20 protein-coding genes are annotated in these 24512 nt (G+C 39.8%); 10 read left to right on the plus strand and 10 right to left on the minus strand.

Features of this window, described 5'->3' with window-relative positions; genetic code table 11:
* Positions 1–67: 67 nt before the first annotated feature.
* Complete coding sequence (locus G7Y45_RS04155; protein ID WP_165014995.1) at positions 68–3109, minus strand: DEAD/DEAH box helicase; 3042 nt, start codon at positions 3107–3109, stop codon at positions 68–70.
* A gap of 54 nt (positions 3110–3163) precedes the next feature.
* Here G7Y45_RS04155 and mnmA point away from each other — a divergent pair, with 54 nt between their 5' ends.
* Positions 3164–4255, plus strand: a complete 1092-nt coding sequence (gene mnmA, locus G7Y45_RS04160; protein ID WP_005812267.1) for a tRNA 2-thiouridine(34) synthase MnmA — start codon at positions 3164–3166, stop codon at positions 4253–4255.
* 55 nt (positions 4256–4310) lie between these two features.
* On the opposite strand, the gene G7Y45_RS04165 is transcribed toward mnmA, so the two are convergent.
* The gene (locus G7Y45_RS04165; RefSeq protein WP_005779518.1) at positions 4311–5822 is read right to left on the minus strand and encodes a GH3 auxin-responsive promoter family protein; all 1512 of its coding nucleotides are present in this window, start codon (positions 5820–5822) and stop codon (positions 4311–4313) included.
* A gap of 169 nt (positions 5823–5991) precedes the next feature.
* Between G7Y45_RS04165 and G7Y45_RS04170 the strand changes: the two genes are divergently transcribed.
* A complete protein-coding gene (locus G7Y45_RS04170; protein ID WP_005779516.1) occupies positions 5992–7002 on the plus strand; it encodes an ATP-dependent 6-phosphofructokinase in 1011 nt (336 codons plus the stop codon).
* An 18-nt stretch (positions 7003–7020) separates the two neighbouring features.
* Here G7Y45_RS04170 and rnc read toward each other — a convergent pair whose 3' ends face one another.
* From rnc to G7Y45_RS04185, 3 genes are read right to left on the minus strand one after another with little or no spacing between them, the layout of a single operon-like run.
* The gene (gene rnc, locus G7Y45_RS04175) at positions 7021–7893 is read right to left on the minus strand and encodes a ribonuclease III (protein ID WP_032530639.1); all 873 of its coding nucleotides are present in this window, start codon (positions 7891–7893) and stop codon (positions 7021–7023) included.
* 4 nt (positions 7894–7897) lie between these two features.
* Positions 7898–9160, minus strand: a complete 1263-nt coding sequence (gene fabF, locus G7Y45_RS04180; protein WP_005779512.1) for a beta-ketoacyl-ACP synthase II — start codon at positions 9158–9160, stop codon at positions 7898–7900.
* Positions 9161–9175: 15 nt separating this feature from the next.
* Positions 9176–9412: an acyl carrier protein gene (locus G7Y45_RS04185; protein WP_005779510.1), complete on the minus strand. Its 237-nt coding sequence runs from the start codon at positions 9410–9412 to the stop codon at positions 9176–9178.
* A 98-nt stretch (positions 9413–9510) separates the two neighbouring features.
* Here G7Y45_RS04185 and purN point away from each other — a divergent pair, with 98 nt between their 5' ends.
* A complete protein-coding gene (purN, locus tag G7Y45_RS04190; RefSeq protein WP_032530640.1) occupies positions 9511–10137 on the plus strand; it encodes a phosphoribosylglycinamide formyltransferase in 627 nt (208 codons plus the stop codon).
* A gap of 128 nt (positions 10138–10265) precedes the next feature.
* Here the strand turns inward: purN and pdxB are convergent, their stop codons facing one another.
* Positions 10266–11309: a 4-phosphoerythronate dehydrogenase PdxB gene (gene pdxB / locus G7Y45_RS04195; RefSeq protein ID WP_165014992.1), complete on the minus strand. Its 1044-nt coding sequence runs from the start codon at positions 11307–11309 to the stop codon at positions 10266–10268.
* 132 nt (positions 11310–11441) lie between these two features.
* Here pdxB and G7Y45_RS04200 point away from each other — a divergent pair, with 132 nt between their 5' ends.
* The gene (locus G7Y45_RS04200) at positions 11442–12158 is read left to right on the plus strand and encodes a glycosyltransferase family 2 protein (RefSeq protein ID WP_032538286.1); all 717 of its coding nucleotides are present in this window, start codon (positions 11442–11444) and stop codon (positions 12156–12158) included.
* 4 nt (positions 12159–12162) lie between these two features.
* Positions 12163–13617 (plus strand): glycosyltransferase, encoded by a 1455-nt coding sequence (locus G7Y45_RS04205; RefSeq protein ID WP_165014989.1) that lies wholly within the window; start codon positions 12163–12165, stop codon positions 13615–13617.
* Here G7Y45_RS04205 and G7Y45_RS04210 read toward each other — a convergent pair.
* Entirely contained in the window at positions 13608–14489 is an 882-nt protein-coding gene (locus G7Y45_RS04210; protein ID WP_032530643.1) for a glycosyltransferase family 2 protein, read from the minus strand. The two genes, G7Y45_RS04205 and G7Y45_RS04210, sit on opposite strands and share 10 nt — an antisense overlap.
* A 33-nt stretch (positions 14490–14522) precedes the next feature.
* Positions 14523–15422 carry an alpha-1,2-fucosyltransferase gene (locus G7Y45_RS04215; protein WP_005812247.1) on the minus strand — a complete coding sequence of 300 codons (900 nt, stop codon included), beginning with the start codon at positions 15420–15422 and terminating at the stop codon, positions 14523–14525.
* A gap of 226 nt (positions 15423–15648) precedes the next feature.
* Between G7Y45_RS04215 and G7Y45_RS04220 the strand changes: the two genes are divergently transcribed.
* Genes G7Y45_RS04220 through G7Y45_RS04230 form a run of 3 tightly spaced genes read left to right on the plus strand, consistent with a single transcriptional unit; the run spans position 15649 to position 18544 of the window.
* Positions 15649–16668, plus strand: a complete 1020-nt coding sequence (locus G7Y45_RS04220) for a glycosyl transferase family 90 (RefSeq protein WP_005812245.1) — start codon at positions 15649–15651, stop codon at positions 16666–16668.
* Between the two features lie 17 nt (positions 16669–16685).
* Entirely contained in the window at positions 16686–17603 is a 918-nt protein-coding gene (locus G7Y45_RS04225) for a glycosyltransferase family 8 protein (RefSeq protein WP_005812242.1), read from the plus strand.
* Positions 17604–17623: 20 nt separating this feature from the next.
* The gene (locus G7Y45_RS04230; RefSeq protein ID WP_044301391.1) at positions 17624–18544 is read left to right on the plus strand and encodes a glycosyltransferase family 2 protein; all 921 of its coding nucleotides are present in this window, start codon (positions 17624–17626) and stop codon (positions 18542–18544) included.
* A gap of 134 nt (positions 18545–18678) precedes the next feature.
* Here the strand turns inward: G7Y45_RS04230 and glf are convergent, their stop codons facing one another.
* Positions 18679–19818 (minus strand): UDP-galactopyranose mutase, encoded by a 1140-nt coding sequence (glf, locus tag G7Y45_RS04235; RefSeq protein ID WP_371729365.1) that lies wholly within the window; start codon positions 19816–19818, stop codon positions 18679–18681.
* Positions 19819–20108: 290 nt separating this feature from the next.
* Here glf and G7Y45_RS04240 point away from each other — a divergent pair, with 290 nt between their 5' ends.
* Complete coding sequence (locus G7Y45_RS04240; RefSeq protein ID WP_005812234.1) at positions 20109–21569, plus strand: MAC/perforin domain-containing protein; 1461 nt, start codon at positions 20109–20111, stop codon at positions 21567–21569.
* 192 nt (positions 21570–21761) lie between these two features.
* Positions 21762–23597, plus strand: a complete 1836-nt coding sequence (locus G7Y45_RS04245) for an ABC transporter ATP-binding protein (RefSeq protein ID WP_165014986.1) — start codon at positions 21762–21764, stop codon at positions 23595–23597.
* 219 nt (positions 23598–23816) lie between these two features.
* Here the strand turns inward: G7Y45_RS04245 and G7Y45_RS04250 are convergent, their stop codons facing one another.
* A complete protein-coding gene (locus G7Y45_RS04250; RefSeq protein ID WP_165014983.1) occupies positions 23817–24452 on the minus strand; it encodes a viroplasmin family protein in 636 nt (211 codons plus the stop codon).
* Between the last annotated feature and the right edge of the window lie 60 nt (positions 24453–24512).

The raw sequence follows: 24512 nt of genomic DNA on the forward strand, positions 1-24512 counted from the left end.
CAATGACTTTTCTCGTAGCGCACTCAGCGATAATACTCATTATTAAATATTTAATAGAGGGGGAAGTTTACAAAAGTCCCGCCCACTCCTGGTTGGTTAGTGTGGGGAGCTGATCTGTTTCTGTGATGAAAGTTTCCGCCAGTTTTCGTTTTTCCTCTTGTAGCTGTATGATTTTCTCTTCTATGCTTCCTTGCGTGATGAAACGGTAGGCAATTACTTGTTTGTCTTGTCCGATACGGTGCGCGCGGGCAATGGCCTGTGCTTCGGCTGCCGGGTTCCACCAGGGATCGATGATGAACACATAGTCTGCTTGTGTCAGGTTGAGGCCCACTCCTCCGGCTTTTAGTGAGATAAGGAAAGCTTGTATCCTGGGGTCACGGCTAAAGCGTGCAATCTCTTCCGGGCGATTGGTAGAAGAGCCTGTTAGAAGAGCATAATCCCATTGACGTTTACGAAACTCATCGGCCACCAATTCCAGATGTTTGACGAAAGAAGAAAAGATCAGGACCTTATGGCCTTCGCTCCGGAGTGTTTCGAAGGTCTCTATAATCAGGTTTAGTTTACCGGATTCACCGATGAAACCGGGTAAAATCATCTGCGGATGGCAGGCGAGTTGCCTTAAACGGAGAATCCCGTTGAGTACTATGAGCGGTTGCTGACCCTTCTCTGAGGTCTGTTCCAGCAGAATGTTCCGGAGACTGTTCTTTTCATGTTGGTAGAGCTCGTTCTGTTTCTTTGCCATGTCGCAATAAATCACTTCTTCGGTTAATGACGGTAGTTCCGGAGCTACTTCCTGCTTGCTTCTGCGTAGTATAAATGGGGAAATGAGTTGTCGTAGACGAAACTTCATCCGTTCGTCACCTTGACGGATGGCGTTGACGAACTGTTTGCTGAACGCTGTCTCGTTTCCTAAAAGTTCAGGCTGTAGAAAATGAAACTGTGCCCAAAGATCCTTCAGGGAATTCTCAATAGGAGTTCCTGTCAGAATTAGCCTGTGTTTACTTTGTAATTGTATCGCTGAACGGAATGTAAGTGATTCGCTGTTTTTTATGTTTTGACTTTCATCGAGAACTATGTACTCAAACTTATATTGGGATAAAGTCGCAATATTATTGCGCATCGTGCCATAAGTGGTAAAGACCAGATGATATTGGTCGAAGTGCTTTGACAAGCGATTGATTTCATTGGCGGAGTTTCCGTTATATTCCGTCATTGACAGGCTGGTAAAACGGGATGCTTCCCGTTTCCAGTTATGCAAAAGCGAGGTAGGCACAACAATAAGGGTGGCATGCAGACGTGGTGTCTGGCTTTTCTTTTGATTTAGTACAGCACATTGCAAGTCGTTTTGTCCGCTTCGGGAGGCGTTGAGGGCTTCGGTTTTTACCGGAAAAAGTGATAACTGCCCCTTTTCATCGAAGAAAGCTTCCTTTTGCACAGGAGAGTCTTGAGTGTTTTCTTTCTCTTCCAGGCTGTTTGTTTCCTGATTTGTTGAGGCGGCTGTTCCCGGTTTGTAGATGTATTGTAAAAGTGTAAGAGTTTGCAAGGTCTTTCCAAGGCCCATATCATCGGCCAGACATCCTCCGAATTTTTCGAGGTATAGGTTTGCCATCCATGAGAAACCTTTCTGCTGATAGGAGCGAAGATTGGCCTTGAGCCCTGCAGGTACAGGGATTGGTTTCTCCAATCGGAGGCCGATTGCTATACCTGGACCTTTTTCCAGGATCGATTTTATTACACCCACAAAAGGACGCTTCAGTCGGATGTTCTTACCTGATTCTTTACCTATCTCAAGCAGATTGGCGTATTTGGTGAACCATTCTTCGGGGAGGAGGATAATGCGTCCGTCAGAGAGGGGATATTCCCTGTTGTTGTCCAGTATATTTTTGCGGAATCGGCTGAAGGGAATTTTCTGATTGTCTATGACGACATTGATATGTAATTCGAACCAGTCGCGGCCATCTTCGTAATCCTGTTCTATCCGGATATCCGGAAGATAGTATGGCTTCTTGTGCGTATCACTTGATAAGATAAACTTTTCCAGTAGCATTTCCCGGTGACGGCTGACCCACTCGGTAATGTTTTTTTCGGGAGCGATAGGCGATAGTTTGAAATGGGAATCACTGACACATTGTAATCCGGCTTTTTGAAGCAGACGGATTGCCTGCTTCTCGGCAGTTGAGTTACGTTGGAAATAGTGGATGACAGTTTGTCCATTCTCTTGCTCCCGGAAGATGATTTTCTTGATTCCATCGGAACCATGAGGTGAAAAAGTCCGGTCTCCATAACGAAAATCAAGCCGTAACAAAGTATCATTATAGATTGTATCTTCAAGGTAGAGATAAGCATCACACGGACGTCTTTCTCTGATCACTTTGACTCCTTGAATATTGATTTCATGGTAATATGCAAGGGGAATCATGATATTGTCTATGTATTTTTCAGTCAATGAAGCGTCCACGCTGATACGTTCTTTCTTGGTGAAAGGCAGTAAGCGTGAAGCTTCAATATGGGGGACAGTAAATAAATCCATACCCAGCAATAAGGTGGCAGGATTGGAGGTGAGGACAGTGACAGGTTTTTGTTCCATCAGTGAAACCGGCAGGTCGTCATAGTAGCATTGCAGTTGATAGCTGAAATATTCCTCGGTTACTTTAAAAGAGAAATGGGCTTCTAAATCGTGGGGATGGACACGGTATGCATGGTGTTCATAGAGTTGCTTGCTTCCACTTGGTTTCTGATAAAACGGAAGTTGCCTGGTGCGTATCAGTTCTAACATCTCCAACAGTTTCTTCTCTATGAAAGGACGGATTTGTTCTTTAAGTTTGTTATTGTCCTCGGCCAGTTTGCGGAGGAATTTAGGGACTGTTTTTTCACGGGAATAGACTCCCATCAGATATTTTTCAGTATAATGAGAAGCAATGTCAATGGCTTTTTGTTCTGCTTCATTCATTTTTTTGATCGCATCGGGAGAGGCATGGAAAGCTTGTTCGATCACTTCCAACGTGTTGTCAGGGGTTCGGCTGACAGTGTAGGGGATGAGTAATATCCCCAGAACAGGGTGCTCTACGAGTACAATGACAACTTGGTTGGTGGAAAGTGCTTTTTTCATTCTGTCCGGTTTGGAAGGTCAAAGATACGGGATTTTATGTAATTTTGCGGTATGATGGAGGAAAACAAACGAGTCTTATTGGGAATGAGCGGTGGTACGGATAGCTCTGTGGCTGCCATGCTATTACTTGAAGCCGGTTATGAAGTAACGGGAGTTACCTTTCGTTTCTATGAGTTTAATGATTCTACGGAATACTTGGAAGATGCCCGTGCATTAGCAACTCGCTTAGGTATCGAACATATCACTTATGATGCGCGCGAGATTTTCCGGAAGAAAATTGTTGATTACTTTATCGATGAATATATGGCCGGACATACTCCGGTCCCCTGTACTCTTTGCAACAACTGGTTAAAATGGCCTTTGTTGGCCAAGATTGCCGATGAAATGGGTATTTTCTATTTAGCTACCGGTCATTATGTGAGAAAGAAATGGATGGATGGAAGCTATTATATTACGCTTGCCGCAGATCCGGATAAAGACCAGTCATTTTTTCTGTGGGGATTAAAACAGGATATTTTGCAACGTATGTTGCTTCCGATGGGTGAGATGACTAAACCTGAAGCACGTGCTTATGCTGCCGGAAGAGGTTTTGAGAAAGTTTCAAAAAAGAAAGATAGCATCGGGGTTTGTTTCTGTCCACTTGATTATCGTAGTTTTCTGAAAAAGCATCTTTGCGATGCGGGAGGCGACAGGAGCAATAAAATAATCCGGGAAGTGGGCAAAGGCAGATTCCTCGATGAAAGCGGCAATTTTATTGCCTGGCATGAGGGATATCCTTTTTATACTATAGGGCAACGCAGGGGGTTAGGCATCCAACTGAACCGTGCTGTTTTTGTAAAGGAGATCCATCCTGAAACCAATGAAGTGATATTGGCTCCTTTAAAGTCCCTTGAAAAGTCAGAGATGTGGTTGAAAGACTGGAATATAATCAACGAATCCCGCCTGCTGGGCTATGATGATATTATTGTGAGAATACGTTATAGGAAACAGGAAAACCATTGTTCTGTCACAATCACTCCGGAGGGATTATTACATATACAACTACACGAACCTTTGTCCGCCATTGCAGAAGGACAAGCAGCCGCTTTCTATAAGGATGGTTTGTTGTTGGGAGGAGGGATTATAACGATGAATGATGAACGATGAATCGTATGCGGATAGCACACAGCCCATTCATCGTTCATCGTTCATCGATTATCGTTCATTGTTTATTCAAAGCAATCATTTCTTCAATGTAGTCTCTTGTATTGCTGAGCCTCGGTACTTTATGCTGACCACCTAATTTCCCTTTTTGAGCTAACCAGTCATGGAAAAGTCCTTTGCGTGCGACAATCACTTCCAATGGTTGGAGAGCGATATCTTTCCATCGTTTTGCTTCGTAGTCGGAGTTTACTTCTTTCAGTGTAGTATCCAGTACCGCCGCAAATCTTTCGATGGAATCGGGCATTTTGGCAAACTCAATAAGCCATTGATGACGGCATTTGGCATTTTCATCCATAAATACGGGGGCAGCGGAATATTCGCTGACTTGAGCACCAGTTTCAGCACATGCTTTGGCAAGCCCTTTTTCTGCATTATCTACGATCAACTCTTCACCAAAAGCATTGATGAAGTGCTTGGTACGTCCTGTAATGACGAACTTATACGGATTCTTTCTGGTGAATTTCACAGTATCCCCGATCATGTACCGCCATAATCCGCAGGAAGTGGAGATCACCATAGCATAATTTTTATTTAGCTCTACTTCTTCAAGGCAATAGGTGCGGGGATTCTCTTTTTCCACATCCTCCAAAGGAATAAATTCGTAGAAAATACCATAGTCAATCATCAATAACATAGATGGGTCGGAGAAATCGTTTTGTGTCCCGAAATAGCCTTCCGATGCATTGTAGGTTTCGACATAATGCATTTTAGAAGAATGAATGACTTGCTTATATTGTTCACGGTAAGGGGTAAAAGCGACGCCTCCATGGAAGAATACTTCCAGATTGGGCCATACTTCTTCCAAGGTCTGCTTGCCTGTTTTTTCAAGAATACGTTTGATTAAGACCAGCATCCAGGAAGGAACACCCGAAAGATTGGTTACATCTACCGGTATGGTGCTGTTGGCGATAGCTTCAATTTTGGTTTCCCATTCGTCCATTAATGCTATTTGCTTGCTTGGCACACGTATCAGGTTGATCAGCGGACTTACATTCTGGATCAATATGGCTGAAAGGTCACCTACCAGACTATGGTTGGAGTTCAGGTTCGGACTATGGCTGCCTCCCAGAATCAGTCCTTTACCGGAAAAAAAACGGCTGTCGGGATTCATGCGGAAGTAGATTGCGGCCGCGTCTTTTCCTCCCCGGTAATGAATATCCTGCAAGGCCTCTTTGCTAACCGGAAGAAACTTGCTTTTATCGTTTGTGGTGCCCGAGGATTTTGCAAACCAGCGTATTTCTGAAGGCCACAATAGGTTTTGTTCGCCTGCACGGAGACGTTCCACATAGGGCTTTACTTCTTCGTAGGTTTGTATGGGGAGTCGGTTTTTAAAGTCTTCGTAATTGCGGATAGATTTATAATCATACTTCTTTCCCCATTCAGTATTTTCTGCCTGTTTTACGAGACGGGTCAATACCCGGTGCTGTATATCTCCGGCTTGTGTATCATAAAGATCTATGGCTTTTAAACGGGAATCAAATACTTTGCTTATAATCTTTGTAATATTCATTGCTCTTTAACATATAATGTTTAGTCGTGCAAAAATAGCCTTAATTATCTTTTTTTTCTATCTTTACGACGGAAATAATAGTTAAAAGTGAAGATATGTCATGCTTTTGCAGACAGATGAGTAACTTTTTTCTTTTAAATACGTAATATTCAATAAAAAAAGAGCAGCAATGAAGATCGGAATTCTTACATCCGGAGGAGATTGCCCCGGCATAAACGCTACGATTCGCGGGGTGTGTAAAACGGCCATTAATCATTATGGAATGGAAGTTGTGGGGATTCACAGTGGTTTTCAGGGATTGCTGACGAAAGAGGTAGAATCGTTTACTGAAAAATCCTTGTCCGGATTGCTAAACCTGGGTGGTACTATGTTGGGAACTTCACGCGAGAAGCCGTTCCGTAAGCAAGGTATTATTTCGGATGTGGATAAACCGGCGCTGATACAACGTAATATTGCTGAATTGGGACTTGATTGCGTGGTGTGTATCGGTGGAAATGGTACGCAAAAGACTGCCGCAAAATTTGCAGCGATGGGAATTAATATCGTTTCTGTTCCTAAGACGATCGATAATGATATCTGGGGTACGGATATCTCTTTCGGATTCGATTCGGCAGTGAGCATTGCTACAGATGCTATCGACCGGCTTCACTCTACGGCAAGCTCTCACAAGCGGGTGATGGTAATCGAAGTGATGGGGCATAAAGCAGGATGGATTGCTCTATACTCGGGTATGGCAGGAGGAGGAGATGTAATCTTGGTTCCGGAGATACCTTATAATATAAAAAATATAGGGGATACAATTTTAAATCGTTTAAAAAAGGGGAAACCTTATTCGATTGTGGTCGTTGCCGAAGGTATCCAGACTGATGGGCGTAAGCGTGCTGCCGAATACATTGCCCAGGAAATTGAATATGAGACAGGTATTGAGACGCGTGAAACGGTGCTTGGCTATATTCAGCGCGGTGGCTCACCTACACCTTTCGACCGTAACTTATCTACCCGAATGGGAGGGCATGCAACGGAGCTGATTGCTAATGGGCAGTTTGGACGTATGATTGCATTGAAAGGTGATGAAATATCTTCCGTTGCATTAGAAGAAGTGGCCGGAAAGTTGAAATTAGTGACTGAAGAACATGACCTTGTTGTACAAGGGCGCAGGATGGGAATATGCTTCGGATAATAATCGGAGGTGTTTAGATTATATACTGATATTTTCAGTTGATGTTATTTTATCAACTTGCGGAGATTCCTCTGTCTGGTTTATTTCAGGATCGTCGGGTGTATCTTCTGTGGAGATATTATTCTGTACTTTGGCTTCTTGTACACCTGCCATGAACTCAGGATCCCCTTTGATTTTTTTGAGGGCCATCTGTGCGGCATTCTGTTGTGATTCCTTTTTGGAGTATCCTGTACCGGATCCTCCGAGTATGCCTTCAATCCGGACTTCTGTCTGAAACACAGGATTATTCTCTTTGTCAAGGAACTGTTCTATTAGTTCGAAAGAAACTTCCATCTTGTTTTTCTGGCTCCATTCAATCAGTTTAGACTTGAAGTTCACCTCTTTGCGTGAGAGTTTGTCCAGATCTATATAGGGCTCGATGATTTTCTTCTGCATAAACTGTTTGCAACATTCATATCCCCGGTCAAGATAAATGGCTCCAATAAAAGCTTCGAACGCATTCCCATACATATAGCTGTTGTGGGAAGAAGAACGTGTAGAATATTTGATAAGTTTGTCCAGGCCTATTTCGACAGCCAGTTTATTTAATGTTTCACGCTGAACTATTTTAGAACGGGTGTTTGTCAGGAATCCCTCTCTTTTACCTTCAAAATGTTGATAGACAATATCCCCTACGATGGCGTCAAGAATGGCGTCACCAAGGAATTCCAGGCGTTCGTTGTTCAACGGACGTCCTTTCTCCGAACGTACAGCTGTCGATTTATGCAGGAGAGCCTGCTCGTATAGCCGGATGTTGCGTGGATAGAATCCAAGTATGCGATAAAAACAAAAATAAGACTCTCTATCCTTACAGAACAGGAGCCTTATCTTATCTATTTTATTACGTAACACGACTTTATTCAGCGTATTTCTTGAAGATTACACAAGCATTGTGACCACCAAATCCGAATGTATTCGAAAGGGCAACGTTAACTTCACGTTTCTGTGCTTTGTTGAACGTGAAATTAAGGTTATAGTCGATGTTCTCGTCGTTATCACCTTCGGCATGATTGATAGTCGGAGGAACGATGCCGTTCTTGATGGCAAGGATACTTGCAATAGACTCTACCGCACCGGCAGCACCCAACAAGTGACCTGTCATTGATTTGGTTGAACTGATATTCAACTCAAAAGCATGTTCGCCAAATACTTCCTTGATTGCTTTGGCTTCCGATATATCACCCACCGGAGTGGATGTACCGTGAACGTTGATGTAATCCACTTCTTTAGGATCCATTTCTGCATCTTCCAGGGCATTCATCATCACCAGTTTTGCACCAAGTCCTTCCGGATGAGATGCTGTCAGGTGGTGAGCGTCAGCAGACATACCTACACCGGCTACTTCTGCATATATTTTTGCGCCACGGGCTTTTGCATGTTCAAGTTCTTCAAGAATCAGACATCCTCCACCTTCACCCATTACAAAACCGTCGCGGCTCGCGCTGAACGGACGAGATGCTGATTGTGGTTCGTCGTTACGAGTTGACAATGCATGCATAGCGTTGAAACCTCCTACACCGGCTGCTGCGATAGCGGCTTCCGAACCACCGGATACAATCACGTTTGCCTTACCCAGACGGATCAGGTTGAATGCATCGGCGATGGCGTTAGTAGAAGTTGCACATGCAGAACAAGTTGCGTAGTTCGGGCCGTGGAAACCATACATAATAGAAATCTGTCCGGCAGCAATATCTGAAATCATCTTAGGGATGAAGAACGGATTATACTTGGGACCGTTTTCTTTGTGAAGGGCATAATTGCTTGTTTCCTCCTCAAATGTACGTATACCACCGATACCGGCACCAAAAATAACGCCGATTCTGTTTAAATCCTCATTTTCGATATCAAGACCCGAGTCTGCAACCGCTTCTTTGGCAACGGCAACGGCATACTGTGTGTACAAGTCCATTTTACGTGCCTCTTTGCGGTCGATATATTGAGTTACATCGAAGCCTTTCACTTCACATGCAAATTGAGTCTTGAATTGCGATGCATCGAAATGAGTAATAGGTCCTGCTCCACTAACCCCGTTCACGAGGTTTTCCCAAAATTCCGGGACAGTATTGCCAACAGGAGTAATGGCGCCCAGACCTGTTACTACAACTCTCTTTAATTCCATACTGATGAAATCGAATTACTTAGCGTGTTCTTCGATGTAAGCTACAGCATCCTGTACTGTGCCAATCTTTTCAGCTTGGTCATCAGGAATAGAGATACCGAATTCTTTTTCGAATTCCATGATAAGTTCTACAGTGTCAAGAGAATCAGCTCCCAGGTCGTTAGTGAAGCTTGCTGTTTCTGTAACTTCTGATTCTTCTACGCCCAATTTATCGACGATAATCGCTTTCACTCTTGATGCAATTTCAGACATAACTTTAAGTTTTTAATTAATAATTAGTTTTATTTCTTTAAATTTGCGGTGCAAAGGAATAAATATTTATCGTCCTGCGCAAATTTTTGATTAAATAAATGCAATCTTTTGCACATTTTTCACTGTTTTGTGCACTAAAAGGTCTGATTATGGAGAAAAACATCGCTATTTTTGCTTCCGGCTCTGGTACAAATGCTGAAAACATTATCCGGTATTTCGAGGGAAATGATTCAGTCAGGGTAAAATTAGTTCTTTCTAACAGGAAGGACGCGTATGTTTTGGAGCGTGCACATCGTTTAGGAGTGCCCTGTAGGGCTTTTCCGAAGTCTGATTGGGAAATAGCGGAATCCATCTTGGATTTGCTGCGTGAACATCAGATTGACCTGATAGTGTTAGCCGGCTTCTTGTTGCGTATACCGGATGCACTTTTGCATGCTTATCCTAATAAAATTATAAATATTCATCCGGCTCTTTTACCTAAGTTTGGGGGAAAGGGGATGTATGGCGATCGGGTGCATGAGGCGGTGGTAATGGCAGGAGAGTCCGAAAGTGGTATTACTATACATTATATAGACGAGCATTACGATGAGGGAAGTATCATTTTTCAAGCTAAATGCTCAGTACTTCCCGGAGATACCCCTGCGGAAGTGGCTAAAAAAGTTCATGCGTTGGAATATGAATGGTTTCCCAGGATCATAGAACAAACCGTAAATACCTTCTTGTAGAGCTGGTTTTCTGAGGAAATGTTTTATAGTATCGTATGAGGTTGTGTCGAAACTCTTTTCACCACAGCCTCATGCAATGTTTAATATCCTCTTATTGAGGATCGGCATTATCAGGGTTAAATAGTAAATCAACCGATATTAATCTTATATGCTCCTTCTTCTCTCCTTAATGGGTAATCTCCCCGGAGTTGTTCAAATAGCTTCGGATGGGTCTTTAGTGCATCGCTGTCCCGTCGGGGATCGTAAATTTGCAGGGAGGCCGCTTCATAAGTTGTTGCGGAAATTATTTTGTTTTCCGGTTCCGGAGGAACAATCTGATAGCCGGCTTCAATCCGGAAGAACCGGCATAAGGCTTCAAGTGACATTCGGGTTGCGTTTGCTTTTCCGTCTGCGGAATATCCGGCGATGTGAGGAGTGCCTATAATTACTTTCTCTAATAATTTAAGATTGATATCCGGTTCATGTTCCCATACATCAATGACAGCATCGGACAAGGTACCTGACTGAAGAGCATCGAGCAGTGCCTCTGTTTCGATAACTTCACCGCGTGAGGTGTTCATGACTATTGTCCCCTTTTTCAGTGAACGGAAGAAGTGTTTGTCTGCCAAATGATAAGTTTTATATTTTCCCTCCTTATATAAAGGTACATGAAATGTGATTATGTCACACTCTTTGGCTATATTCTCTAAAGTAGTGAACATTGTGCTTTCTTCTTTTTCTGCTCTGGGAAGATCGTTCAGCATTACTCGCATTCCTAATTTTCGGGCTACATCAGCTACTTTGCTTCCTACATTTCCTACGCCTACGATGCCAATGGTCATTTGATGCAACTTCATTGCATGGGTTTGTTGTAAAATGAACAGGGCAGATTGGATATATTGTGCAACGGATGCCGAATTACATCCCGGGGCATTGGTCCATGTGATACCTGCTTCCCGGCAATAGGCTGTGTCGATATGATCGAATCCTATTGTAGCGGTTGCGATAAATTTTACTTTGCTTCCGGCAAGCAGTGAACGGTTACAATGCGTACGTGTGCGGATAATTAATGCATCGGCATCATGTATCAGTTCCGGGGTGAAATCTTTTCCCGGAGCATATACTACTTCATCGGCTATTTGCTCAATAGCCTCTTTGATGTAAGGTATTTTGTTGTCTACAATAACTTTCATGATTGATCAGGGGTTTGCATGCAAAGGTAGGAAATAAAAAGCAGGAAAGATTGGCTATATGGAAAATATTGCATAGATTTGCCCGGTAATGCGCATTACGATAAGTTTGAACTTAGACAATTTATATCAATAATGAAGTGTATCCACATTATTACTCCGGTAAAAGATTCTATTGAGTTGACGTTGCAAACAGCTGAGGCTATTTTAAAATCAGATTTCACCGTTCCTTTTCATTATACTATTTATAATGATTTCAGCACCGATGAAAACACGAAACGACTGAAAGAAGCATCCCTGGCGATGGGATTTGAGTTAATTAATCTGTCCGAGATCACTTCTCATCCTTCTCCCAATTATTTGCTGGTGCTTCAGATGGCACAAGAAAAGGCTGTTGCCGCTGAAGCAGGCTTGCTGATCGTTGAATCTGATGTGATTGTGAAAAAACACACTTTGCAGGCTCTTTTTGATGGTGCGCAGTCCAGACAAAACTGTGGAATAGCTGCTGCTGTGACAGTAGATGAGAACGAGGTAATTAATTATCCCTATTTATATGCGAAAGGCAAAGAAAATCAGGTGTTTCCGGAAAAGAAACATCTTAGTTTCTGCTGTTCTTTGCTGACAACCGACTTTCTGCGTGCTTTTGATTTTCATTCTTTGAATCCGGAAAAGAACTGGTTTGATGTAACTATTTCCCATCAAGCACTTGAAAAAGGTTTTGTCAATTATCTGTTTACTACTTTGACTGTATGGCATCGCCCGCATAGTAGTCGTCCATGGAAACAGTTGAAATATACGAATCCGCTTAAATATTACTGGTTGAAGTTCACTAAAGGATTGGATAAAATTTGATGGTATGGCAAAGCCGTTAGTATCTGTAGTTATTCCTGTATATAATATGGAGGAGTTTCTGGAGGAGACACTGGATTCTGTCCTGTCTTCTGATTATCCGAACTTTGAGGTGATTGTGATGGATGATGGTTCGAAAGACCGTTCTTTTGAAATTGCCGAAAGCTATAAGTCCCGGTATGAAAATGTAAGGGTTTACACACAAGCAAATAGTGGCGTTGCTACGGCTCGTAATCATGCTATTTCTAAAGCAGGCGGAGTATATATCTTGCCGGTCGATGCTGATAATCGTATTAGTAAAGAATTGATTCATTCTGCTGTAGATATACTGGAGTCGGATCCGGAAGTAAAAGTGGTCTGTCCACGTGCCGAGTTTTTCGGAGACCGTTCGGGCGAATGGGTATTACCACCTTTCTCGCTATCATTGCTTGCTCGTAAAAATATGATGGATACTTGTGCTGTTTACCGTAAGTCCGAATGGGAAAGAATTGGAGGATACTGTGCGGAGATCGTGGCTCGTGAAGATTGGGAATTTTGGATCTCAATGTTAAAGGATGGAGGAAAGGTTGTAAAGTTGCCGGAAATAGGTTTGTTTTATCGGGTGCGCGAACAGTCTAAACGTGTTACTGACCGTTTGCTAAAAAAGCATGTGATTGATGTCCTAAATAGACGACATCCTGATTTCTTTGAGTGGGAATTGGGAGGGCCGTTACGTTATCAGCGTTCCTGGTCAAGGTTAATCAATCGGATTTCCCGAATAATCCACCCTCGGAGAGTCTTCGTTGGAGATGATTTTCAGGACTTATCTTCTTTTGTACGTGTATTACCTGTGCATTTTGAGAATGGAGGAACGTTGATATATGAAGGAAGAAATAAATTGAAAGAGTTTGAAATACATGGTAGAAAGTTGATAGTGAAGTCATATCAGCTTCCTCACCTGATTAATCGAGTTGTTTATAATTCTTTTCGTGCCTCTAAAGCCCGCCGTTCTTATCAATACGCACAGATGCTGCGTAAAGCAGGTATTGGCTCTCCTGCTCCTGTTGGATTTTATTCTACGGGAACATGGTTGTTGTTTGGCCGTAGCTACTTTGTGAGCCTAAAGTCCGAATGTCCTTATACGTATCGTAATCTGTTAGAGGAGACTTTTACCGGTGACAAAGAAAAGGTGTTACGTGCTATAGCCCGTACCACAGCAGCTTTACACGAAAACGGTTTTCTACATAAAGATTACTCGGGAGGGAATATTCTTTTTAGGGAAACGGATAAAGGCATTGAAGTGGAAATCATTGATTTAAACCGCATGCGTTTTGGTAAAGTCGACATAGAAACCGGTTGTAAGAACTTTGAGCGCTTGCCCGGAACACACGAGATGTTTGTTATCTTGGCAGATGAATATGCCAAAGTGAGGGGATTCGATGCCGATAGATGTCTGGAACTGATTGAGAAGAGTCATTTATGACGCATTGATTGAGACAACCCTTTGCCTAAGATTATGGTGGGCAGTATATACCAACGTCTGAAGTGGAAACATAATTTGATTATAATGATCCATTTATATATGATATAGAATAAAAAATTGGAATGCTTTTTATATACATATAATTTTGAAATAAACCTTTCTTTGTAAGCCAACGCATAAACTTTTGTAGATTCACCTTGGAGGTGTAAAAATCTATAGGTTGGCAGAACCGTTGACTGATAGTTGTGATAAGATAATCTTGTACAGATATCATACTCTTCATAATAGAGGAATATATTAGTATCAAAGCCTTTGATTTTGAAGAAGACTTCTGAAGGAAACATCATAAATGCTCCGTTGATCCATGAAGCATGTATAGGAAACTGGTATACTTTCTTTTTTCGTTTGGGGTAGCGGGCGGGACATAATCTTTCCGGGATGTCGTTTCCTAAAATCTCATATAGAATACCGATTGGATGATTGAATGAGGGTACTGCCTTCAGGTGTTTGTTGTATTGCTGTGGTGTAATGCATCCTGTTTGAGGATTTTCTTTCAAGTAACTGCATAATGGGCTAATGCAGTCCTCTAATAGCTCAGTGTCATTGTTTAGAAAACAGAGGTATTTCCCTTGTGCTATGTTTGCGCCAACCATATTCCCTGCCCCGAAACCACTGTTTATTTTGTTGCGTATAATAGTAATTTCCTGACCGGAAAGATTTTCAGTAAGGTGTTGATAGTCTGTTTCCTGGCTGGCATTGTCGACAACTATTATTTCGTAAGTGCCATTAGGCAGGTATTTGTGTATACTGTTAATGCAGTTTAGGGTTAATCGGGAGGTATTATAATTCAGGATGATAATTGATACTTTCATAGTGGTATGGGGGTTATTTAATTATTATTGGGGTTATATATCTATCGAAATCCAGCTTTCCGGAAGTATGTGGGGTGTCTTCTTGACGTTTGACCAGCGTGAAGGTGCGATAACAGTTTTATCCTTATAGGCATTTAGCCATGCTCCCCACCAACTGAAACTGCTGTTGGCTATTATATTATGACGGCACAGGCTCATCAACATCATGTCCTGCCAACTGTCAGGGCCCTTATTCCAGGATATATATTGATGGGGTAAATGATGTATCTTCAAATGTGCTTTCGTCCATTCCACATCATCAGAAAAGATATGGAAGAATGCTTTCGGTTCTTTTTTTAGTATGATTGAGATTGCCTTTTGATAGTATTCTTCTGTGCATATATTTCCATATTTTATTTTGTTTTTGGCTGATGTATAATCTCCTCTTCGGATATGAATTGATACGCTCGAACGTTGTTCTTTAATTATCTTTGCCCATTCTTTTGTTCTGAAATTGGCATTTTCTGTGTTGAAAGAAAAAATATCTCTTATGGTATCTGAAGATTCTTTGAAGAAGAGTTCAGATTGAAAGAATCCTTTGTAATATACTAATGGCCATCTCTTGTGTTGTGTGTATTTATGAATGGATAATTCTTCTTCGGATTTTTCTCGTATAATCGAAAAGAATGCATACACAATTACTCTTTTAAGCCATTTGTGGGCAGATATTGTTTGGGGACGGATCGAAAATACATCTTCCAATTCATATCCGTTATGTAATTTATATTTCTTCATTTCAGACATATCTATCCGAAGCTCCGGAAATATTGTTTTCATTTGTATATAGAAGGCGTAAATGAACATTTGATTCCCTAATCCGCCTGTCATTCGTACTAATTTCATCATTCTTTGATTTTGATATGTTTTTTTAAACGTACGTTTAAAAAACATCATATTTTAACCTGCCATTTATTTTTATATGTTGTGAAATATGGATTATATTGTATGAGGTGTAAAAGGCTTATTAAAGGTTTGTTTAATCTTTATCTTCGGTTTTCTTAATAAAAAACTGTAATTAGTTTTTTCAAGTAGAAAATAAGTCTTATTTTTGTTTCATTAAACGTACGTTTAATGAAACAAAAATGAAGCTGAAAGACGTTTAGCTTAACTGCTTAATGATATGAATGATAGTCTTTTATATAAACTTTCCAGTGGCAAGCCTCCTAAGTTTATTTATTTTATAAGTAATACTTTGAAGATGCTTATTCCGAATGCTTTTTATCGGTATAAGTTGAAAAGTACATTGGCTCAATTACAGTATCGTTCGGATAAAGACTATATCGAAGAGAGGGTGAATTATTATAATAAGCTGTCTTCTCCTTCTTCTTTGCCGGAAAAGTCTTTTATAAAGAATGAATTTCGGTATTTGATCTTTTTAGGAACTCTTGCGGACAATAAAAAATCTCTTTTTCATACCGCATATTTTTTTGATACCAGGGAATATACCCGTTGGTTTAAACAATCTCTTCGGTGGGGATATTGCCCGGGCGATGTATATTTCACTCCGGAATTCCCGTCTATTGTGAAAAGCCGTTTACTGACCGATTCCAATGATAACTCTGTTGTTATGAAACTGGATAAGTTCAGGCATTTTATGTTTGTAAATGATACAATGCCTTTTTCTTCTAAAAAGGATATGGTTATCTTCAGAGGGAAAATACGACGAAGCCGTACCCGTAAATTATTTTTAGAGATGTATATGGACCATCCGATGTGTGACTGTGGAGTCGTTGGTAAGGATGAGGGAGTACCGGACGCATGGATGACTCCTAAAAAAACGATTCGTCAGCATTTGGATTATAAGTTCATAATGGCATTGGAGGGGAATGATGTTGCATCAAATCTGAAATGGGTAATGTCTTCTAACTCGATAGCAGTGATGCCGCGTCCCACTTGCGAAACTTGGTTTATGGAAGGGAAATTGATTCCTAACTATCATTATATTGAGATTAAACCCGATTTTACGGATTTGGAGGAACGGTTGAAGTATTACATCGAACATCCGGAAGAGGCTCAACAAATCATAGAGCATGCTCATGAATATGTGGCTCAGTTCAGAAATCCTCGTCGTGAAAAATTAATATCGCTGTTGGTTCTGGATAAATATTTTCGGATGACAGGTCAAAATATTGAAGATTGATAAAACTCTATTCTCCTATGATACATATAGCATGTAATATTGACTCTAATTTTACGGTACACTGTGCAGTAACTTTGGTTTCACTGTTCGAAAATAACCGTGAATCTGAGTTTTGTATCCATATTGTGGCCTCTACACTGCCTTCTGAAGATAAGGAAGTACTAAAAACAATAGCAGGTCGTTATGGCAATGAAGTACGCTTTTACTTTCCTCCGGAAGACTTGTTGCATAATTTTTCTATCAAGAAGTTTGGTAAGCGCATTTCTATGGCTACTTATTACCGTTGTATGTTCTCAGCCATTTTACCGGAAGAGGTGGATAAAGTGCTTTATCTGGATTGTGATATTGTTATTCTTGGAGATATATCAGAGTATTGGAATACAGATATGAGTAATTATTCGGTTGCTTGTGTCGAAGATATCGGCAGTAATGAAGATGAACGTTATGATATCTTGAAATATGATAAGTCATTCTCTTATTTTAATGCGGGAGTACTACTTATCAATTTGCGCTATTGGCGTGAGCATAAAATAGATGAACAATGTGAACAGTATTTTTTACGATATCCCGAGCGTATCCGCTTTAATGACCAGGATCTTTTGAATGCTGTTCTGCATGAATCTAAACTTTTTGTTCCCTTAAAATGGAATATGCAGGATGGTTTCTACCGTTATGGGGCGGATAAAGGAGTGAAAGATAAGAAGCAATTGCATCAACAATTGCTCCATCCTGTTATCCTGCATTATACTAATAAAAAACCCTGGAATTATGATAGCATGCATCCTTTGAAAGGAGAATACTTTAAGTATCTGGATATGACTCCCTGGAAAGGCAAACGACCTTTATCTACTTTTAAAGCTCGTTTGTCCTGGTGGTTGAAGTTGCTTCCTTATGCAATGCGGTTCCGTAAGCCCAAGTATATGAATTTAATTTAACCTAATAAACTTAATTATGTATGAATGTGGATTGTGTGATAGTTACTTACAATAGGCTATCTTTGTTAAAAGAGTGTATTACTGCAGTGAAGGCTCAAACATCCCCTGTGCATAGGATATATGTTATAGATAATAACTCTACTGACGGGACGTTTGAGTTTCTTGAGAATTTTGCATTAGATTCTCAGGTGAAGGTTATTAGCTTGACTGAAAACATAGGTGGAGCAGGTGGTTTTGCCCGAGGTATTAAAGAGGCTGTAATAGCTGGGGCTGATTGGGTTTGGGTTATGGATGATGATACTATACCTTATGATGATGCGTTAGAGAAAATGCTGAGAGCTATTGATCTGACACAAGATGTGGGATATGTTTGTAGTAAAGTACTTTGGACAGATGGAACCCCGCATCGTATGAATGTGCCTGGTTATTTTATTGGTAAGCAGAAAGAGACTTTATATAATGCATTTTCAAATGGAGATACTCCTGCTTTTTTAATTCAGCATGCTTCTTTTGTTTCATTGTTAATAAATGGAGGAGCTGTAAAGAGAGTTGGTTTGCCTATTTCTGAGTTTTTTATTTGGGGTGATGATATAGAGTACACTATGCGTATCTCTTCGTCTGGATATATTGGCTTTTATGTAGATAATAGTATTGTATTGCATAAGACTCCTACTAATTATCAACCATATCCTGATACGGCTCCTGCTAATACAGCATGGAAGTTTTATTACCATGCACGTAATACTACATATTTGAAAAGAAGGAAGACTAAAAATAGATTATGTTTTTTGTTCTCTATTATTAATAAATATAGAGTGTATATACGCCGCATTAATAAACGAAAAAGCAATGATAAACTTATATTCAAAAAACATGTAAGAAAAGGATGTTGGGATGGATTAACTTTTAATCCTCAAATAGAATATTTGAAAATAGAGTAGCTATATAACCTTGCTTTTTATTAATTTCCGGTTTTAAAAAACTAAAAAGCAACTAGTTTATTGTAAATTAGTTGCTTTTTGTTCATTTGTAATATTCTTTTGTCTACTTCATTCCCATATTAGAGTAATTCTGTTTAAAAGGTGCTTTGAATTTCTTTATTCCAAAGAGATAAAGCTGCTTCTACCGTATCATCCATGTCTGCATACGTATATTGAGCCAGTCGTCCACCAAAAAGAACCTTCTTATTAGCTTTTGCTAAAGTTTGATATTTTCTAAAAATAGTTGTATTTTTCTCATCGTTAATTGGGTAATATGGCTCTTTGCCTATGCTCAATTCCTCTGGAAACTCATATGTTATAATTGTAGAGTCCTGAGTTCCAAATTCGAAATGCTTATGCTCTATTACGCGTGTGTAAGGAATATTGCTGTCGCAGTAATTAATGACTGCATTTCCTTGATAGTTGGATATGTCATTGAGGTAGTGAGTTTCAAATCGTAAACTTCTATATTCAAGCTTTCCATAACAAAAATTAAAATACTCATCAATACATCCTGTAAAAAGTACTTTTTCTGCAATGGAATCCCACTGGTCTCGATCATCTAAATAGTTTACATTAGTTCTTACTTCAATCCCTTCAAGTAGGGCATTTATTAATCGGTTATATCCTCCGATTGGTATACCTTGATATGGGTCGTTAAAATAATTATTATCAAAAGTAAATCGGAAGGGGATCCGTTTAACAATAAAAGCTGGTAGTTTAGTCGCGGCTCTTCCCCACTGCTTTTCTGTATAACCTTTTATTAAACGATAATAGATATCGCTTCCGCATATTTTTAAAGCCTGTTCTTCTAAATTTTTTGGATTTGTGATAAAACGATATTGGTGACGTTGCTCTTCTAACTTTATTTTTGCTTCCATAGGAGTCTGTACACCCCATAACTGGTAAAAAGTATTCATATTGAACGGAAGATTATATAATTTACCTTCAGAGGAAGCCAAGGGAGAATTAATAAATTGGTTGAATTCAACTAAGCTGTTTACATAGTTCCATATATTTTTTTTATCAGTGTGAAAAATATGTGCACCATATTTGTGAACATGTATTTTATTTATATTTTCACAATAAATATTGCCACCAATCCATGGGCGTTTTTCTATTACTAAACAGCGTTTATTCCTTTTATGTGCTTCGTGTGCAAATACAGATCCGAATAAGCCAGCTCCTACAATTAAATAATCATATTTGTTAATTTTATTATTAGCTTCTTGCATAATGGGTTATTTAGTTAAGGGTTTAGGGCTTTCTTATTACTCCGAAGAGTATTTAGGAAGGGCCAATGCATAGATGAAATTTACTTGCTTGTATTTTTCTGGTTGCAAAGATATGCATTTATCTTGATTATAATACAATATATTGCTCTAAATGATTATATGTAATATATTCGGTAATAGTAATAGTGAATTAGATCGCTTTTTATTAAATTATATAATTTCTTGTGTTTTTAGTTTTAATAGCATATATTTGCAAAACATTAAAAACTTAAACCATATTGTAATTTATTATGAGAAAACTATGCTATTGTATTCTTTCATCTTTTATTTTGTTCTCGTGTTCTGAAACTGATCTAATAGATAATCCTATTGATGATCAATTAATTTCGACCAGAGCCTCAGGCGATAGGCTTTATGATGTGCTTGGTTATGGATATGATATTACAAAGGAGTATTTACACCCTATGTCAGTTTGTAATCCTGTTTTAGATATAAATAAGTATGAACAGGATTATAAAGAGAGGCTTGTAACAGGTACTCCTAGTTTTGGAGGAGATCAAATGTATTATGGGTATTCTGCACTTGACTATCTAAAAGATATGACGAAAGAGACTAAAGCTTCACTCCAAGTGGGTGATACTGCAAAACAAGCTGCATATTCGGGATCAATTTCTGGAGGAGCTTATTTTAAATCGTCGTATTCTTATTCGTCCAAATATTCATTTGCCAGTATTGACGCAGTAAGAAAACTTAAATATATTAGAATTAATGATGAGAAAAGCCGATTAATGAACTACTTATCAAGCAGTTTTAAGGAAGATTTAAATAGGCTGTCAGCGGAAACGTTAGTGAAAAGATATGGGACGCATGTATTGACAAATTTTACAATAGGGGGGCGTTACAAATTACTTTTTAGATCTGTAATTACAAGTACAACGGAAAATTCTGTAAAAAGAAAAGTTATAGCCTCTGGCTTAAAAGCCCTCGTGAATGATATAGGAGTCGGTGTTAACTTTGATCGTAATGTTGAAACTTCGGAAACATTAATACGTGAGAATCAGCATCGAATGCTCTATGTTCTTTTCTATGGAGGTACAGGAACCAATTTAGTTTATGACTTGGAGAAGGGATTGCCAACAAGAATTGATATACAGCAATGGGAATCAGGTGTTAATTTGTCAAATGCTAATTTGACGGATATAAACTGGGAAGAAACTTATCCGATATATGAATTTATACAGAATCCGCAAAAGAAAGCAGAAGTAAAAAATGCTGTTGAGCGATATATCTTAGAAAGGCAAATAAAAGTGTTAGAACTTAGACCTATGTATAGAATGCATAGTAAGCGTCAAAAGAATACATTCTATGTGTTTACTAAAGCTGATGCCGATTATATCTCTGGAAAATGGGGAGATGTGTCAAGTGGTATTGATGGATATATTCCCATGACACCTGAACCTAATACTAAACCAATGTATTGTCTTTTTAGTAATAGAAGTAAGAATTCATTTTATGTGTTTGATAGGGCAGAGGCTGATTATATCGTACATAAATGGGGAGATACTTTTTATGGACTTGATGGCTATATGTTAACCAAGCCAGAAGTTAACACTAAGCCTGTTTACTGCCTACATAGTAATAGGGCTGATAATACTTTTTTTGTATTTGATAAAGGTGAAGCAGATCAGATTGTACGGAAGTTTGGAGATACCTATAGAGGGCTCGTTGGATATATTTATGAAGCGGATTAAATACTCGCTGATTTTGTTATAGTTAAAATGGGAGTTTGAGTGATATTACTTTAAACTCCTGTTTTTTTTTAGATGATATATGATGGATTGTTATTTAAGGATTGAAGTTCGCCACTGACTTTCTACTCTCTGAATAGTAACTTGCTGAATATTTTCTGTTATCTTTGCAACTTAATCATTTAATAGTAAGTAATGAAGGAATTTTTTCAACTTATGCGGCGTTTTGTACCGCCTTACAAGAAGTATGTAATATGGGCGTTGATACTAAATTTATTCTCGGCCATTCTGAATATATTTTCTTTTTCTTTGATAGCCCCCATTCTACAGATATTATTTAAGGTTGATAAAGATGTATATGAGTTTATCCCATGGGATACTGCTTCAATTAGTACAAGGGACCTTCTGATAAATAATTTCTATTATTATGTTTCAGATATGATCCAGATCAACGGCGCTTCTTTTACTCTGATGTTGTTAGGGCTCTTTTTAGTGGTAATGACTTTCTTTAAAACATTCTGCTATTTCGCTTCGTCAGCCGTGATGATTCCTTTGCGTACCGGTGTGGTACGGGATATTCGAGTGATGGTCTATGATAAAGTGATTCGTTTGCCACTTGGATTCTTCTCGGAGGAGCGAAAAGGAGATATCATAGCCCGTATGAGCGGGGACGTGGGAGAAATAGAGAACTCGGTTACCAGTTCATTGGATATGTTGGTAAAGAATCCGATCTTGATAATCGCTTATTTTACTACGCTGCTTGTAATCAGTTGGCAACTAACCCTTTTCACTTTATTGGTTGTACCATTGATGGGGTGGGTGATGGGTACGGTAGGCAAAAAACTTAAACGTCAATCCCTTGAAGCTCAGGCAAAGTGGAGCGATACGATGTCGCAACTGGAAGAAACATTAGGAGGACTTCGTATCATTAAGGCTTTCATTGCTGAAAATAAGATGATGAATCGTTTCCTGAAATGCAGTAACGAGTTTCGGGAGGCAACCAATAAAGTGGCGACCCGTCAGGCATTAGCCCATCCGATGAGTGAGTTTTTAGGTACGACCATGATTGTAATTGTGCTTTGGTTTGGCGGTTCACTGATTTTGAGCAGTCATTCTTCTATTGATGCTTCTACTTTTATGGTATATCTGACCATCCTTTATAGCGTAATCAATCCTTTGAAGGAATTTTCAAAAGCCGGGTATAATATTCCTAAAGGTTTGGCTTCGATGGAGCGTGTGGATAAGATTCTGAAAGCGGAAAATAAGATTGTGGAGATTCCTGATCCGAAGCCGCTGAATGGGTTAAAAGAGAAAGTAGAATTTAGGGATATTTCTTTCAGCTATGATGGAAAGAAAGAAGTGCTTCAACATATTAACCTCACTGTACCTAAAGGTAAGACCGTTGCTTTGGTTGGACAGTCCGGTTCAGGGAAATCTACATTGGTAGATTTGTTGCCCCGTTATCACGATGTACAGGAAGGAGCGATTACTATTGACGGAGTCAGCATTAAAGACGTTCGCATCTCCGACTTGCGCAGCCTGATCGGGAATGTCAATCAGGAAGCCATCTTGTTTAACGATACTTTCTTTAATAATATAGCTTTTGGTGTAGAAAATGCTACAATGGAGCAAGTGATTGAGGCTGCTAAGATTGCCAATGCTCACGATTTTATCATGGAGAAAGAAGATGGCTATCATACGAATATAGGTGACCGGGGCAGTAAACTTTCCGGAGGCCAGCGTCAGCGTATCAGTATAGCACGGGCTATCTTGAAGAATCCTCCGATTTTGATTCTTGACGAGGCTACTTCTGCTTTAGACACTGAGTCGGAACGGTTGGTGCAGGAGGCATTGGAGCGTTTAATGAAAACACGTACTACTATTGCTATTGCCCACCGTCTCTCTACCATCAAGAACGCAGATGAAATATGTGTATTATATGAAGGAGAAATAGTAGAACGTGGAAAACACGAAGAATTATTGGCTAAGAACGGTTATTATAAACGACTGAATGACATGCAGTCGCTGTAGGCATGGCAGAGAGATAGTGAACTCCCTCACTTTTTAATAATAACTTTTTTGCTAAGGCGGGTAGGGCAAGGTGGATTTGCCCTACCGGGGTTATAGGCTAATTCGATATCAGAAGAAAGAATCTTTGAGGCGGTTGAACGTTATCATGTTTGAAAGAAATTTTTTCGGTAGTATTCCTTTCGGGATTTATTTGTTATTGGGGGTGATACGATACAATCCTTATTTCCTTCCGAAGTCTGCCGGGATTTCTCCCCATTGCTTGGTTTCCCACTTCAATATTGGGGTGGAATATTTATTTTCTTTAAGCCATTTTTCTGCACGTTCTATCAATCCGAACAATTTTTCTGTTTCAGCGGTCCGGGGAAGTTTTGTCTTGCATTTTTTTTGTTTTACCCAGCTGATTGCATTTGCGCTATCGCTATAGATAGGCATGTCGAATCCTTTCTGTTTCAGTAAAGCGAGTCCATGTACCAATGCCAGAAATTCGCCAATATTGTTAGTCCCCTTCATCGGGCCGAAATGAAAAATCTCTTGTCGGCTTGCGACGTGAACGCCACGGTACTCCATAGGTCCAGGATTACCACTGCATGCTGCGTCTACTGCAAGGCTGTTTTCAATGACCGCTGCCGGGAGTGTGTCTGGGGGGGGAGGGGAATCAGCTGTTTTCTTCTTAGCATTCTTGCCGATATAAGCATAAGGTGATGAAGCAAAAGCACGTTCTGCTTCCTCCCGGTTATCGAAAGATTTATATTTGGCACTATCATATCCTTTCACCTGCAGCTGACATTCGGTCCAGGATGTATAAATGCCGGGAGTTACTCCATCCCATATAACGTAATATTTTTGTTTGGCCATACTTGGTGTTTTCAGCTTATTGGGCAGTAAAGGTACGAATATATTCTATTACCGAACAAC

The sequence above is a fragment of the Bacteroides sp. ZJ-18 genome (assembly GCF_011038705.2).
GTDB classification, from domain to species: Bacteria; Bacteroidota; Bacteroidia; order Bacteroidales; family Bacteroidaceae; genus Bacteroides; species Bacteroides hominis.

What these genes read in the sequence shown, in the direction of transcription:
- pdxB (WP_165014992.1), bottom strand. Translation starts at nt 11,309, where the DNA reads ATGAAAGTTATTGTAGACAACAAAATACCTTACATCAAAGAGGCTATT.
- G7Y45_RS04185 (WP_005779510.1), bottom strand. Translation starts at nt 9,412, where the DNA reads ATGTCTGAAATTGCATCAAGAGTGAAAGCGATTATCGTCGATAAATTG.
- G7Y45_RS04165 (WP_005779518.1), bottom strand. Translation starts at nt 5,822, where the DNA reads ATGAATATTACAAAGATTATAAGCAAAGTATTTGATTCCCGTTTAAAA.
- G7Y45_RS04200 (WP_032538286.1), top strand. Translation starts at nt 11,442, where the DNA reads ATGAAGTGTATCCACATTATTACTCCGGTAAAAGATTCTATTGAGTTG.
- G7Y45_RS04155 (WP_165014995.1), bottom strand. Translation starts at nt 3,109, where the DNA reads ATGAAAAAAGCACTTTCCACCAACCAAGTTGTCATTGTACTCGTAGAG.
- G7Y45_RS04245 (WP_165014986.1), top strand. Translation starts at nt 21,762, where the DNA reads ATGAAGGAATTTTTTCAACTTATGCGGCGTTTTGTACCGCCTTACAAG.
- G7Y45_RS04225 (WP_005812242.1), top strand. Translation starts at nt 16,686, where the DNA reads ATGATACATATAGCATGTAATATTGACTCTAATTTTACGGTACACTGT.
- G7Y45_RS04210 (WP_032530643.1), bottom strand. Translation starts at nt 14,489, where the DNA reads ATGAAAGTATCAATTATCATCCTGAATTATAATACCTCCCGATTAACC.
- G7Y45_RS04215 (WP_005812247.1), bottom strand. Translation starts at nt 15,422, where the DNA reads ATGATGTTTTTTAAACGTACGTTTAAAAAAACATATCAAAATCAAAGA.
- G7Y45_RS04250 (WP_165014983.1), bottom strand. Translation starts at nt 24,452, where the DNA reads ATGGCCAAACAAAAATATTACGTTATATGGGATGGAGTAACTCCCGGC.
- fabF (WP_005779512.1), bottom strand. Translation starts at nt 9,160, where the DNA reads ATGGAATTAAAGAGAGTTGTAGTAACAGGTCTGGGCGCCATTACTCCT.
- G7Y45_RS04220 (WP_005812245.1), top strand. Translation starts at nt 15,649, where the DNA reads ATGAATGATAGTCTTTTATATAAACTTTCCAGTGGCAAGCCTCCTAAG.
- mnmA (WP_005812267.1), top strand. Translation starts at nt 3,164, where the DNA reads ATGGAGGAAAACAAACGAGTCTTATTGGGAATGAGCGGTGGTACGGAT.
- G7Y45_RS04230 (WP_044301391.1), top strand. Translation starts at nt 17,624, where the DNA reads ATGAATGTGGATTGTGTGATAGTTACTTACAATAGGCTATCTTTGTTA.
- G7Y45_RS04240 (WP_005812234.1), top strand. Translation starts at nt 20,109, where the DNA reads ATGAGAAAACTATGCTATTGTATTCTTTCATCTTTTATTTTGTTCTCG.
- glf (WP_371729365.1), bottom strand. Translation starts at nt 19,818, where the DNA reads ATGCAAGAAGCTAATAATAAAATTAACAAATATGATTATTTAATTGTA.
- purN (WP_032530640.1), top strand. Translation starts at nt 9,511, where the DNA reads ATGCAATCTTTTGCACATTTTTCACTGTTTTGTGCACTAAAAGGTCTG.
- G7Y45_RS04205 (WP_165014989.1), top strand. Translation starts at nt 12,163, where the DNA reads ATGGCAAAGCCGTTAGTATCTGTAGTTATTCCTGTATATAATATGGAG.
- G7Y45_RS04170 (WP_005779516.1), top strand. Translation starts at nt 5,992, where the DNA reads ATGAAGATCGGAATTCTTACATCCGGAGGAGATTGCCCCGGCATAAAC.